Source organism: Stenotrophomonas geniculata, from assembly GCF_034508895.1.
In the GTDB taxonomy this organism is placed as follows: Bacteria; Pseudomonadota; Gammaproteobacteria; order Xanthomonadales; family Xanthomonadaceae; genus Stenotrophomonas; species Stenotrophomonas geniculata.
Map to the genome: position 1 here is coordinate 2,404,640 of NZ_CP140571.1, position 12,476 is coordinate 2,417,115.

Below are 12,476 nucleotides of genomic sequence, written 5' to 3' on the forward strand. Positions count from 1 at the left end.
GTTTGCGGGGTTACTGCGTGGCGTCAGCCTCGGCCTTGCGCTCGCTCGCAGCGGCGTCATCGACGGTTTTCTGCACGCGCTTGGCGCGGTCCAGTGGCTGCTGGATCGCACGGGCCATGGCCTGCGGTTCCGGCGGCTTCTCCGGATTCGGCGTGGGCGGGCGCTGGCAAGCGGACAGCAGCACGGTGACCAGCAGGGACGTGGACAGGATCAGGATGCGCATGGCGGCACTCCGTGATGGGCGTGCGGGCAGTGTCGCATCCTCGGCAGGGGGCGGCCGTGAGCGCGTATCCTTGCCGCATCGAAACACAGCGGGCGCGGCCCCGGAGAGCACATGACCCAGCAACGGTGGCGCCTGGACGGCCAGACCGCCCTGATCACCGGCGCCAGCGCCGGCATCGGCCTTGCCATCGCGCATGAACTGGCCGGCTTCGGCGCCGATCTGATGATCGTCGGCCGTGATATCGACATGCTGGAGACGGCGCGTGACGAACTGCTGGACGTGTATCCGCAGATGCAAGTGCATGCACTGGCTGCCGATGTCTCCGACGACGAGGACCGCCGCCAGATCCTGGACTGGGTGGAGGACCACAGCGATGGCCTGCACATCCTGGTCAACAACGCCGGCGGCAACGTCACCAAGGCGGCCACCGAGTATTCCGAGGATGAATGGCGGAAGATCTTCGAGACCAACCTGTTCTCGGCATTCGAGCTGTCGCGCTACGCGCATCCGTTGCTGGCCCGCCACGCGTCGTCGTCCATCGTCAACGTCGGCAGCGTGTCCGGCCTGACCCATGTGCGCAGCGGCGTGGTCTACGGCATGACCAAGGCGGCGATGCACCAGATGACCCGCAACCTGGCCGTCGAGTGGGCCGAGGATGGCATCCGGGTCAACGCGGTGGCGCCGTGGTACATCCGCACGCGGCGCACGTCCGGGCCGTTGGCGGACCCGGACTACTACGAGGAAGTGATCAACCGCACGCCCATGCGCCGCATCGGCGAGCCGGAGGAAGTGGCTGCAGCCGTGGGCTTCCTGTGCCTGCCGGCGGCCAGCTATGTCACCGGCGAGTGCATCGCGGTGGATGGTGGATTCCTGCGCTACGGGTTCTGATCGCTCTGCTGTAGAGCCGAGCCCTTGCTCGGCTGCACTCCGCCAACGGCAGCCGAGCATGGCTCGGCTCTACAACAGATCCACCCCATGGGCAGGTGCGGCCATGCCGCCGCTGTCACCCCGGTACCGGGCAGTTGCTGGCTTCCAGCACGTCCTGCAGCCGCTTGCGTTCACCGCGCGCGGTATCGCGGTTCTCCGGCGCGGCGAAGCGCTCACGGCCGCGGGCATCGCGGAAGCGCTGCTGCCAACCACCGCAGCGCTGCGCTTCGGGAAGCGCTTCGCAGTGGTCGCGCACCACTTCACAGCTGGCGGCGTTCACCGGCGTCACTCCGCCAAGGCCCTGTACCGTCATCAGCTCGCAGCGGCCGGGCGCGGCCTCGTACTCGTACAGGTAGCCGCCGCCCTGGCTGTCGGTGCACTGGAAGATCGGAGGAAGTGGCGGCTTCGGTGGACCATCACCTGCGGCGGCGCGGGCCTCGGCATCGCGGCGCAGCGTCGCGCTGTCGAGGATCTGGTCGTCTCCTTCGTGTTCGACCATGCCTGCTTCCATGATCGTGCGTCCTTCATCCGCGCGTCGTGGTTTCGCTGGGGCCGCAGGGGCAACGGCCGCTCCGGCCGGCACCGGCGCGGGTGTTTCGACAGGGGCGGGTGCAGGTTCGGCCGCCACAGGTGCAGCGGCGGCCGGCTGCGAGTTGGCCGGGTCGGGTATGCGCAGCACCTGCTGCTTGCTGCCGGTGGGGCACGGCGTGCGCTGCAGGGTAGGGACGTCACTGCTGCTGGAGGTACAGCGGTAGATCACGCCCTCTTCGGCCAACGCGCTTCCAGGCAGCAGCACCAGAAGCAGCCAGATCACTCGGTTCATGCGCACAGCGTACAGGCTGCGACGGCCTGCTGCGCTCAGCGTTCGCAATCGCGCGACAGGCGCGCATCGATGCCGCGCTGTTCGTTGCTGATGGCGGTGCGTTCACTCTGCAGTGCGCTGTTGTAACGGCGATCCAGCTCCCAGCGGCGGTCACTCAGTCGCGCGCAGACTTCCTGCGGCGGCAACGCATGGCAGCTGTCGCGAACCAGCACGCTGCCGGCCGGGACCTGCACGCCCATGCCGATCGAGGGAGGGCGATAACCCGCGCCTTCGCCGATCGGCGTGCCGATGGCCGGGCGCGGACCCGGGTAGGCCGGGCCCCGATGGCCGTGTGGCAGCCAGACACTGGTCCACAGCGGCACCCAGCGCGGATTGCCTTCGTTGTTGTCGCTGGTATAGCGGCGTCCATCCTCGCTCACGCATTCGTACATCGGTTGCGGCGGCTGGATGTAGACGTGGCGGACTTCGCGCTCGCGGATGACCGGGGGTTCGCTGGGCGGCGGAGGCGTGGCATCACTGCGTACCACCCGTGGAGCGGGATCGCGCGGGCGCTGCAGGTCGCGTACCTGCTGGCGGCCGCTGTTGCAGGGCGTGTCCTGCAGGGCAACGGCGCCGTTGCTGGCAACGCAGCGGTACACCCGCACGTCCTCGGCCCCGGCGGCGGACGCCGTCCACGGCAGCAGCAGGCACAGGCTGAAGGTGGCGCGCAGCAGGCTCATGGCGGCAGCGTGCGTGATTGTCCGCGGCAGTGCAATCGGCAGCTCAGGAGCGCAGCACGTTGCCGCTGAGCGCGTCGCGTATGGGGGTGGGTTGGGCCAGGCCACCGGTCTGTCCGTCAAGGATGCCGTCGAGCAGGCGCAGCAGGCGCGGATCCAGCTCTTCGCGGCTGCGCGCCGGTGGTTCGCCGGCCAGATTGGCGCTGGTGGAGACCAGCGGGCCACCCCAGGCGCGGCAGAGTTCGGCCACCAGCGGGTGTGCGCTGATGCGCACCGCAATCCCGCTGTGTTCGCCGGTGACCCAGGGCTGCGCGCGCGGGCCGGCGGGCAGGATCCAGGTGTTGGCGCCGGGCCAGCTGGCCAGTACTGCGCGCTGGCGGGCGTCGGGCAGCGCCTGCAGGCGCACCCAGCCTTCCAGCTGCGCCAGCTCGGCCGCGACCAGGATCATGCCTTTTTCGATCGGGCGCTGCTTCAGCCGCAGCACCATGTGCACCGCAGCTTCGTGCGAGGGATCACAGCCCAGGCCCCAGACCGCTTCGGTCGGGTAGGCGATCACGCCGCCCGCGCGGAGCGTGGCGACAGCAGAGTCCAGGGTGAGTTCTTTCATGGCGGCGACCGGCCCGGCGTGGGCCTTCATTATCCCCCGGCTGCGTGCAGAAGGGGTGGTCGGCGCGGACGGTAGGTGCGGACCGCTGGTCCGCACACCTTGCCCCTCATCCACGCATGGCGTGGATCTACTTCTTTGCAGCGGCCTTCTTCGCCGGGGCCTTCTTGGCGGCGGCCTTCTTTACCGCTTTCTTGGCCGGGGCCTTCTTGGCAGGCGCTTTCTTTGCAGCGGCCTTCTTTGGCGCCGCTTCCTTCTTCACCGCTGCTTTCTTGGCCGGGGCCTTCTTCGCGGCGGCCTTCTTGGCGCCAAAGCCCTTGCGCACCGGCTTGCCGGTTTCTTCCATCAGCTGCTGCACTTCGGCCAGGGTCAGCGATGCCGGCTCGCGATCCTTGGGGATCTTGCCGTTCATCTTGCCGTCGCTGATGTACGGGCCGAAACGGCCGTTCAGCACCTGGATGTCGCTGCCCTCGAACTCCTTGATGATCCGGTTGCGCGCGATCTCTTCCTTCTCTTCGATCAGGAACACGGCGCGGGCCAGGTCGATGGTGTACGGGTCGTCTTCCTTCTTCAGCGAGGCATAGGTGCTGCCGCGCTTGGCAAACGGGCCGAAGCGGCCGATGCCGACGCTGACCGGCTCGCCCTTGTCCTCACCCAGCGCGCGCGGCATCAGGAACAGCTCCAGCGCGTCTTCCAGGGAGATGGTGTGCATCGACTGGCCGGGGCGCAGCGAGGCGAACTTGGGCTTTTCTTCGGCATCTTCGGCGGTGCTGCCGATGGCGGCGTATGGCCCGAAGCGGCCCAGGCGCACGCTGACCGGCTTGCCGGTCTTCGGGTCGGTGCCGAGCTCGCGCGCGCCACTGGCCTCGGCACGGTCGACCGATTCCTTCTTGTCTTCCACCAGCTCCTTGAACGGCTCCCAGAAGCGGGCCATCAGCGGGATCCACTCTTCTTCGCCACGCGAGACGGCGTCGAGCTCGTCTTCGAGCTTGGCGGTGAAGTCGTAGTCCACGTACCGGGTGAAGTGGCTGGACAGGAACTTGGACACTGCGCGGCCGACGTCGGACGGGCGGAAGCTGCGGCCTTCCATTTCCACGTACTTGCGGAACAGCAGGGTCTGGATGATCGAAGCGTAGGTCGAGGGACGGCCGATGCCGTACTCTTCCAGCGCCTTCACCAGCGCCGCTTCGGTGTAGCGCGGCGGCGGCTGGGTGAAATGCTGTTCGGCCTGGATGCGTTCCAGCGGCACGCGGTCGCCGGGCTTCATCGCCGGCAGCTTGCGGCCTTCGTCCTCGTCCTCGGCGCTCTTGTTGTCCTTGCCTTCTTCGTACACGGCCAGGAAGCCGGGCACCACCACGGTGGTACCGCTGGCACGGAACACGTGCTCGCTGCCGGCCGAGAGGTCGACGCTGACGGTATTGAGCGTGGCCGGGATCATCTGGCAGGCGACGGCGCGCTTCCAGATCAGTTCGTACAGGCGGCGCTCGTCGTCGGTGAGGAAGCGTGCGACCTGGGCCGGCGTGCGCAGCGCCGAGGTCGGGCGCACCGCTTCGTGCGCTTCCTGGGCGTTCTTGGACTTGGTCTGGTAGGTGTTCGGCTGGTCCGGCAGCGAGGCGATGCCGTAGTCGCGGGCGATCACATCGCGGATCTCGGCCAGCGCGTCCTGCGACAGGTTCACCGAGTCGGTACGCATGTACGAGATCAGGCCGACGGTGCCTTCGTCGCCGATGGCCACGCCTTCATACAACTTCTGCGCCACCTGCATGGTCTTGCGGGTGGTGAAGCCGAGCTTGCGTGAGGCTTCCTGCTGCAGGGTGGAGGTGGTGAACGGCGGCGCCGGGCGGCGCTTGCGCTCCTTGCTGGCCACATCGGTGACATGCAGCGAGCCCTGCGCGGCCTGCTGGATGCGCATGCGCGCTGCTTCAGCGGTGTCGCCATCGGTGATGGTGAACTGCTCGAACTTCTGCCCGTCCAGCTTGATCAGCTTGGCGTTGAAGTGCTGCGACGGGTGTGCGCACTCGGCGGCGATCGACCAGTATTCGCGGGCGATGAAGGCTTCGATCTCTTCCTCGCGCTCGACGATCATGCGCAGCGCCGGGCTCTGCACGCGGCCGGCGGACAGGCCACGCTGGACCTTGCGCCACAGCACCGGCGACAGGTTGAAGCCGACCAGGTAGTCCAGCGCGCGGCGCGCCTGCTGGGCATCGACCAGATCGCTGGCAATCGCGCGCGGCTGGCTGATGGCCTCCTTGATGGCGCGCGGCGTGATCTCGGTGAACACCACGCGCTGCATCGGCTTGTCCTTGACCAGCCCGCGTTCCTTCAGGATTTCGGCGATGTGCCAGCTGATCGCCTCACCCTCGCGATCCGGGTCGGTGGCCAGCAGGATGTCGTCGGCGCCCTTGGCGGCCTTGGCGATCGCATCGACGTGCTTCTCGTTCTTGTCGATCACGTCGTAGTGCATGGCGAACCCGTTGTCCGGGTCGACCGCGCCTTCCTTCGGGATCAGGTCGCGCACGTGCCCATACGAGGCCAGGACCGTGTAGTCCTTGCCGAGGTATTTGTTGATCGTCTTGGCCTTGGCCGGCGATTCGACGATGAGCAGGTGCTTGGGCATGTCAGGAAAGGTCTGTGGGCGGACCGGGGGAGAGGGGCCGCTAGGGTGGAGCAAACGGCCGCATTAGTGAAGCGGCCACGGGCAAATCCATAAACTGAACGCCCGGTAATGTGCCGGGCGTTCAGGTTTCACCTTATTAGAGGAATCACGCCCGGCCAGCCCATGTCAAGCAGCCAGGCGTGAGGATGGCCGTTCATGAGGCCATCTTGGCGATGAAGCCGACCGCGAACACCAGCAGGACCACGCCCGCCAGCGACAGCAGGCCGGTCAGCACGAGCACCAGCACGGTCACCGTGCCCAGCTCGCGGCGCTGCAGCTGCGGCTGGTCGGTGTAGGCCCAGCGGTCGACCACCAGGGTGTCGCAGATCATGTCGTGCAGGCCCTGCTTGCGCTCGGTGAAGGCCGCCATCAGGAAACCGATGCCGAGGGTGAAGCTGCTCAGCAGCATGGCCCAGTAGCGGCCAAATGCGCGCGCCTTGGTCAGGCGCTCGCCGTTGCCACGCACGACCTTGATGCCGACCGCCATCTTGCCCAGCGTGGCGCCGCCCTGCGAGGCGTGGAACCAGGTGTAGTAGGCCATGCCGATGCAGAGGTTGATCAGGGCACTGGCCAGCTGCGCCACGATCTCGATGGCCGATTCGCCACTGCCCACCGCGCCCATGCTGGCGCCGAGGATCGCACCGAGGATGGCACCGATGATGCTGCCGGGGATGACCAGCACGAAGTAGTCGATCATGTAGGCCGCCACACGCTTCCAGAAGCCTGCGTAGACCACTTCACCGCCAACCACCGGCTGTGCGTGGCCACCGCTGCCGGCGGCGGCTGGAGCGCTGTATGGCGAGCTGCTGAGTGCGCCGGTGCCGGGCAGCGGGGCGCTGCCGTTGTCGATGGCGGCATAGTCGCCACGCAGGTCGAAGCCGCCGCTGCTGGTGGCAGTGCTGGCATCGGCCAGCGTCTGCAGGCCGAGCTCGTCGACCACCTGGCGCAGTGCAGCCCACTGGGCCATGCCCTCGCGCCAGACCAGGGTGTCCAGGTTGAGCTGGCCACGCTGGAAGCGCTGGCGGATCTCCTGGACCGGCAGCGGGCCCTGGCGTTGCTGTCCTTCGGCGTAGTACCACTCAGTCATTGCATGTTCCCTGTTGAATCATCCTTGGAGGTGCTGGCGTGCGCGTGGCTCAGCCGCGGCACGACGGCGGCAGGTACTTGTCGTTGCTTTCGCCACTGCATTCCCAGCGGCCGCTGTCGCGATCGTATTCCAGCCACAGCAGGTCGCCATCGAGGCTCTTGCCGGGCAGCGCCAGGGTGGCTTCGATGCCACAGTGGCCATTGTTGAAGCGACCGATGTTCACCGCCGACAGCCCTGCATGGGCGAAGTCACCCGGGGCCGGGAAGCCGGCGTCGTTGGCACCGGGGCAACGGCCTTCGTCATCGGCGAAATGCTGCACCTGGTCCTTCAACGGCTGCAGTGCGGTCACTGCGCCGGCGACCTTGGCGCGCACGGTGTAGTCGTTGTAGGCAGGCAGCGCGATGGCGGCCAGGATGGCCACGATCGGTACCAGCACCAGCAGCAGGCCGCCGCCGATGATGGCGGTCAGTGCGCAACCGGACAGCTTCTTCTTCGGCGCTGGCAGGGCGGTGGCCGATGCACTGGTGGTGTAGGGGGTGGACGGCGGCAGTACCGGCGGCTGCGGCGGAGGCGGTGCCACCGGTTCCGGTTCGGGCTCGGGTTCCACGGGTGGCGTGGCAGCGTCCAGCGCCGGCACGATCAGGCCGAGTTCGTCGACCACGGTGCGCAACGGCTGCCATTGCGGCAGGCCGTCGCGCCAGACCAGGGTGTCCAGGGAGATCTGGTTGTTGCGGAACAACTCGACCAACTGTTCCGCTGGCAGCGGACCCTGCTGCCGGTTGCCTTCTGCATGGAACCACTCGCTCACGGGGACGCTCCTGAATGCGCTATGCCCCCAAGTGTACGGTCAGTGCAGGGGTTCTGGCTCGTCCATGAACATCTGCGTCTCCATCCAGGCATACGCCGCCTCGGAGCCAGGCTGGTTGAACAGCACCATCAGTACGACCCACTTCAGGTCGTCCAGGTCCAGTTCGTCCTGGTCCAGGGCCATCGCCCGGTCCAGCACCAGCTCGCGCTGGTCGGCGTCGAGGATGCCGTGCTGTTCCAGGTACAGCAGGAAGCCGCGGCATTCCACGTCCAGCTTGTCCAGCTCGGGACCGTGGTAGACGCGCACGGGGCCATCGACCCGTGCCTGGGCCACGCTCGGCCGCTGCGCGGCCAGGGCATCGAGCCAGTCGAATGCCTTGTTGATCTCGGTTGGGCTGAAACCGGCCTGGATCAGGCCGTTCTGGAGCGAATCGCGGTCACGGATCAGGTCCGCATCTTCGCTGAAATAGTGTTCAAACAGGTACAGCAGTACGTCCAGGATGCTCTCTTTCATTGCCCCTCGGCCTGCGTCGCGCGACGCTGTGGAGGTGAAGAAACTAGGGAGTTCGACAGTAGCGGCCGTGTACGCACACCACGATTCCCGCCAGTTCCATGGCCAGCAGCATGGAGGACACCTGGGGCGCCGTCAATCCACAGCGCGTGATCAGTGAATCCATACTGCTTGGGTTGTGGTCCAGGGCCCGCCACAAGCACTGGTAGTCAGGGTCGTCGGCCCAGCGCGCCGGCAGGAGTACCGGCGGTGCCTGTTCAGTGGGGGTGGCCAACCGTGATTGCAAGCCCGGCAGCTGCTGGCGGAGGGCGGGGGCCAGCAGTTCCAGGACCTCCTCCGGGCGCTCGACCAATGCAGCACCCTCACGGATCAGCCGATGGCAGCCCGCCGCGCGTGGATTGAGCACCGAGCCGGGCAGGGCGCAGACCTCGCGGCCGGCTTCGGCGGCCAGGCGTGCGGTGATCAGGGCGCCGGAGCGCTGGGCGGCCTCGACCACCACCGTCGCCAGTGCCAGCCCGGCCACCAGCCGGTTGCGGGCGGGAAAGTGGCCGGGGCGTGCCGGCGTGCCTGGCAGGTACTCGCTGAGCACCGCGCCTTCGGTAGCGATCCGGGCCTGCAGGCGGGCGTGGCTGTCCGGGTAGGCCCGGTCCGGGCCGGTGCCGATGACCGCCACGGTGCAACCACCGGCGTCGAGTGTCGCCTGGTGGGCGGCGGCGTCGATGCCCGCCGCCAGGCCGCTGGTCACCGTCAGTCCGGCTTCGACGAAACAGCCGGCAAAGCGGGCTGCCAGCGCGCGTCCGCCCGGCGTTGGCGAGCGGCTGCCGACCAGCGCCACCGACGGGCGCCAGGCCAGGCTGGGGTCACCGGCGATGAACAGCGCAAGGGGTGGGTTGGGGACATCCAGCAGGGCCGGGGGGAATGCCGGATCGGTGAAGGCCAGCAGGTGCTGGTTGTCGTCTTCCAGCCAGCGCCGTGCCACGGCCGAGGCCCGGGCGTCCGGGCGTTCCAGTGCGACGCACTGCTCTGGCGTGCAGCCGTGGGCGCGCCAGTTCGCGGTGCCCTGCGCGATCGCGATTTCCGCATTGCCTGCGGCCTCCAGCAGCGCCCGACGTGGTGCCAGCGCGCCGCCTGCCATCAACAGGCGCAGCAGCGCCTCGTCAGTTGGGTTGGTCATCCCCCCACTATCGAGCGCATACAACAAAGGCGCCCTAGGGCGCCTTCGCATGTGGCTGTCAGACTTTGCCGGAGGTGCCTGCCCGCCAGAGGCCGGCACTACACGCAGTGGCCGGGCCGCCTGGCGATGGCTACTTCGCGTCCGGGTGCAGTGCGTTGAACCCCACGCGCACCGGCTTCACGCCCTGCATCACCAGCGCGTAGCTGACGTTGTCGAAGGTACGGAACACCATGGCGTGCGCGGCGTATTCGTCCGGCAGCGAGACCCGGCCTGCGCCGGTGCTGAGCGAATCGTCCATGCGCGACGAGGTCGGGTACTTCATGCGGTGCGCCACGTGGCGGCCTGGGCGCCACAACGAGAACACGGTGCCGTTGTCCACGCCCTGCGCGCGGCCTGCCGAGATCGCGATCACATCGCGCGGGCCGGCGGCGGTGAACATGTCGGTGACGGCCAGCACGCGCACGTCGACGCCCTCCACACCGGCGGCCGGGACATGGGGAATGAACTGCAGGTCGTACGGCTTGGCCTCGACCGGGACCAGGCGGTCGCCGGCACGCACCTCGCGGCCGCCCTCGTTCTTGTCCAGCACCAGGGTGGACGCCTCGACCTTGCCGCCGGCGACATGGGTGATGGTGCCGGTGGCGACCTGGGCCAGCTCATAGCCGAGCACGCCGCGGCGGTGGTTGGGGGCGTTGTAGGCCCGCCACAGGTTGCCGCTGCCCGGGGTGACGTCGCCGTTGGCGGTCAGGTCCTCGGTCGGCTTGGGCTGGGCATAGCGCACGGTCGGGCGGACCACGGCCCAGCGCTGGCCCAGCTGGGCGTCGGCCAGGCGTACGTACACCGCGCTGCCGCTGGTGACGCGCAGGCGTTCTTCCTCCAGGCCGGCCACGTAGGGCAGCTGCTCGATGCTGTCGACCACGCTCAGCTGCTTCAGGAACGGCTCGACCTGGGCCAGCGGAATGGCATCGATCGGGGCTTCCTGGCGCGGGCCGGGCTTGGCAGCGACGGTCACCCGGTCCAGATAGGCCAGGCTGAGCACGTCACCGGGATAGATCAGGTGCGGATTGGCGATCTGCGGATTGGCCTGCCAGATCTCCGGCCACAGCCACGGCTTCTGCAGGAAACGTGCGGCGATATCCCACAACGTATCCCCTTTTCGGACCACATAGGTGTCCGGGTGCCCGCCATTCACTTCCACGGCGGTAGCATAGGCAGCCACGGTCAGCATCGCCGCGGCGACGACCGTACGAAAACGAAGCAACATAGGTGTGAAGCCCTGATTCCCCAACAGGTTCGCGCACTATAGTCCAGAAACCGGGGCGCAAGGCAAGCGTTGGAGCTAGAATCTGCGACGTATGCCGGCGTGCCGGCCCCCTATCCGGAAACAGCCATGGCCCTTCTCCCCATTCTCGAGTTCCCCGATCCGCGCCTGCGTACCAAGGCTGCGTTGATCGAAGCCGCCGAAGTCACCACGCCGGCCTTCCAGGAACTGATCGACAACATGTTCCTGACCATGTACGACGCCCCGGGCATCGGCCTGGCCGCCACCCAGGTGGACGTGCACAAGCGCTTCATGGTCATCGACGTCAGCGAAGAAAAGAATGAACCGCATGTGTTCATCAACCCGGAAATCGTCGCCAAGGACGGGGGCCGGGTGTACCAGGAAGGCTGCCTGTCGGTTCCGGGCATCTTCGCTGACGTCACCCGTGCCGATACCATCACCGTGAAGTACCTGGACCGCAACGGCCAGGAACAGCAGATGGAAGCCGGCGAAGTGCTGGCCACCTGCATCCAGCATGAGATGGATCACCTGGACGGCAAGCTGTTCATCGACTATCTGTCGCCGCTCAAGCGCGAGATGGTGCGCAAGAAGCTGGCCAAGCAGCGCAAGCACGTGGCGTGATCGCCAATCCGGGCCACCCTTCGGGTGGCCCGCGCCTGCGCGGCACGCGCGGGCTGTACGGCGCCGGCCGACGGCGCCGTTTTCTTTCCTGCACGAATCCATCCTGCAAGTGGGGTAGCCATGAGGATTGTCTTTGCCGGTACGCCGGAATTCGCGGTGTCATCGCTGCGCGCGGCTGCGCGCCATCATGAGGTCGTGGCCGTCTACACCCAGCCTGATCGTCCGGCCGGCCGTGGCCGTGGCCTGGCGCCGTCGCCGGTCAAGCTGGAAGCCGTGGCCCGTGGCATTCCGGTCTACCAGCCGGAGTCGCTGAAGGACGCGGCCGCCCAGCAGCAGCTGCGCGACCTGCAGCCGGATCTGATGGTGGTAGTGGCCTATGGCCTGATCCTGCCCAAGGCGGTGCTGGCCATTCCGACCCACGGCTGCTGGAACGTGCATGCCTCGCTGCTGCCGCGCTGGCGCGGTGCCGCGCCGATCCAGCGCGCGATCCAGGCCGGCGACGCCAAGACCGGCGTCTGCCTGATGCAGATGGAGGCCGGCCTGGATACCGGCCCGGTGCTGCTGCACCAGGAACTGCCGATCGCGGCCACCGATACCGGTGGCCAGATGCATGACAAGCTGGCCGAGCTGGGCGCACAGGTGCTGTCCGATGGCCTGGGCCTGCTGCGTGCCGGCATCAAGCCGATCGCGCGGCCGCAGCCGGAGCAGGGCGTGACCTACGCGCACAAGCTGGACAAGGCCGAAGCGAAGCTGGATTGGGCGCAGGACGCCGGCGCGCTGGCGCGTACCGTGCGCGCGTTCAATCCGTGGCCGATCGCCGAGGCGACGCTGGCCGGTGAACGCGTGCGCATCCATGGTGCGGTGGCGTTGGAGGCGGACCACGGCCAGGCACCGGGCACCGTACTGGCCGCCAGCCGCGATGGCATCGACATCGCCTGTGGCCAGGGCGCGCTGCGCCTGCGAGTGCTGCAGCGGGAAGGTGGCAAGGCGATTACTGCGGCCGACTACCTCAACGCCCGCCGCGATCTGCGCGTGGGGGCATAAG

Annotated in this window: 13 protein-coding genes; 3 read left to right on the top strand and 10 right to left on the bottom strand. The window is 67.9% G+C overall.

Annotated features, from left to right (window positions below):
- Positions 1-10: 10 nt before the first annotated feature.
- Positions 11-223 (bottom strand): hypothetical protein, encoded by a 213-nt coding sequence (locus tag RI032_RS11145; RefSeq protein ID WP_322547016.1) that lies wholly within the window; start codon positions 221-223, stop codon positions 11-13.
- Between the two features lie 111 nt (positions 224-334).
- Here RI032_RS11145 and RI032_RS11150 point away from each other — a divergent pair, with 111 nt between their 5' ends.
- The gene (locus RI032_RS11150; protein ID WP_010481164.1) at positions 335-1,111 is read left to right on the top strand and encodes an SDR family oxidoreductase; all 777 of its coding nucleotides are present in this window, start codon (positions 335-337) and stop codon (positions 1,109-1,111) included.
- A 115-nt stretch (positions 1,112-1,226) separates the two neighbouring features.
- Here the strand turns inward: RI032_RS11150 and RI032_RS11155 are convergent, their stop codons facing one another.
- The 9 genes from RI032_RS11155 to RI032_RS11195 all read right to left on the bottom strand — a co-directional run bounded on the left by RI032_RS11155 (position 1,227) and on the right by RI032_RS11195 (position 10,792).
- A complete protein-coding gene (locus RI032_RS11155) occupies positions 1,227-1,973 on the bottom strand; it encodes a hypothetical protein (RefSeq protein WP_057504207.1) in 747 nt (248 codons plus the stop codon).
- 35 nt (positions 1,974-2,008) lie between these two features.
- Positions 2,009-2,692, bottom strand: a complete 684-nt coding sequence (locus RI032_RS11160) for a DUF4124 domain-containing protein (protein ID WP_049413061.1) — start codon at positions 2,690-2,692, stop codon at positions 2,009-2,011.
- A gap of 43 nt (positions 2,693-2,735) precedes the next feature.
- Entirely contained in the window at positions 2,736-3,326 is a 591-nt protein-coding gene (gene tsaC, locus RI032_RS11165) for an L-threonylcarbamoyladenylate synthase type 1 TsaC (protein ID WP_019338925.1), read from the bottom strand.
- A gap of 97 nt (positions 3,327-3,423) precedes the next feature.
- Positions 3,424-5,910 carry a DNA topoisomerase I gene (locus RI032_RS11170; protein WP_019338924.1) on the bottom strand — a complete coding sequence of 829 codons (2,487 nt, stop codon included), beginning with the start codon at positions 5,908-5,910 and terminating at the stop codon, positions 3,424-3,426.
- Positions 5,911-6,103: 193 nt separating this feature from the next.
- A complete protein-coding gene (locus RI032_RS11175) occupies positions 6,104-7,036 on the bottom strand; it encodes an RDD family protein (protein ID WP_197656509.1) in 933 nt (310 codons plus the stop codon).
- A 49-nt stretch (positions 7,037-7,085) separates the two neighbouring features.
- Positions 7,086-7,844, bottom strand: coding sequence for a pilin (locus tag RI032_RS11180; RefSeq protein ID WP_019338922.1), 759 nt, complete (start codon positions 7,842-7,844; stop codon positions 7,086-7,088).
- A gap of 39 nt (positions 7,845-7,883) precedes the next feature.
- Complete coding sequence (locus tag RI032_RS11185) at positions 7,884-8,357, bottom strand: DUF494 family protein (protein ID WP_005411195.1); 474 nt, start codon at positions 8,355-8,357, stop codon at positions 7,884-7,886.
- 43 nt (positions 8,358-8,400) lie between these two features.
- Entirely contained in the window at positions 8,401-9,528 is a 1,128-nt protein-coding gene (dprA, locus tag RI032_RS11190) for a DNA-processing protein DprA (protein ID WP_322547017.1), read from the bottom strand.
- A 130-nt stretch (positions 9,529-9,658) separates the two neighbouring features.
- Positions 9,659-10,792, bottom strand: a complete 1,134-nt coding sequence (locus RI032_RS11195; protein ID WP_010481176.1) for a LysM peptidoglycan-binding domain-containing protein — start codon at positions 10,790-10,792, stop codon at positions 9,659-9,661.
- Between the two features lie 126 nt (positions 10,793-10,918).
- Here RI032_RS11195 and def point away from each other — a divergent pair, with 126 nt between their 5' ends.
- Entirely contained in the window at positions 10,919-11,431 is a 513-nt protein-coding gene (def, locus tag RI032_RS11200; RefSeq protein ID WP_010481177.1) for a peptide deformylase, read from the top strand.
- A gap of 120 nt (positions 11,432-11,551) precedes the next feature.
- Positions 11,552-12,475 carry a methionyl-tRNA formyltransferase gene (gene fmt / locus RI032_RS11205; RefSeq protein WP_322547018.1) on the top strand — a complete coding sequence of 308 codons (924 nt, stop codon included), beginning with the start codon at positions 11,552-11,554 and terminating at the stop codon, positions 12,473-12,475.
- Position 12,476: the final 1 nt, after the last annotated feature.

Coding starts and splice junctions, on each gene's coding strand:
- RI032_RS11145 (WP_322547016.1), bottom strand. CDS start 223: ATGCGCATCCTGATCCTGTCCACGTCCCTGCTGGTCACCGTGCTGCTG.
- RI032_RS11150 (WP_010481164.1), top strand. CDS start 335: ATGACCCAGCAACGGTGGCGCCTGGACGGCCAGACCGCCCTGATCACC.
- RI032_RS11155 (WP_057504207.1), bottom strand. CDS start 1,973: ATGAACCGAGTGATCTGGCTGCTTCTGGTGCTGCTGCCTGGAAGCGCG.
- RI032_RS11160 (WP_049413061.1), bottom strand. CDS start 2,692: ATGAGCCTGCTGCGCGCCACCTTCAGCCTGTGCCTGCTGCTGCCGTGG.
- tsaC (WP_019338925.1), bottom strand. CDS start 3,326: ATGAAGGCCCACGCCGGGCCGGTCGCCGCCATGAAAGAACTCACCCTG.
- RI032_RS11170 (WP_019338924.1), bottom strand. CDS start 5,910: ATGCCCAAGCACCTGCTCATCGTCGAATCGCCGGCCAAGGCCAAGACG.
- RI032_RS11175 (WP_197656509.1), bottom strand. CDS start 7,036: ATGACTGAGTGGTACTACGCCGAAGGACAGCAACGCCAGGGCCCGCTG.
- RI032_RS11185 (WP_005411195.1), bottom strand. CDS start 8,357: ATGAAAGAGAGCATCCTGGACGTACTGCTGTACCTGTTTGAACACTAT.
- dprA (WP_322547017.1), bottom strand. CDS start 9,528: ATGACCAACCCAACTGACGAGGCGCTGCTGCGCCTGTTGATGGCAGGC.
- RI032_RS11195 (WP_010481176.1), bottom strand. CDS start 10,792: ATGTTGCTTCGTTTTCGTACGGTCGTCGCCGCGGCGATGCTGACCGTG.
- def (WP_010481177.1), top strand. CDS start 10,919: ATGGCCCTTCTCCCCATTCTCGAGTTCCCCGATCCGCGCCTGCGTACC.
- fmt (WP_322547018.1), top strand. CDS start 11,552: ATGAGGATTGTCTTTGCCGGTACGCCGGAATTCGCGGTGTCATCGCTG.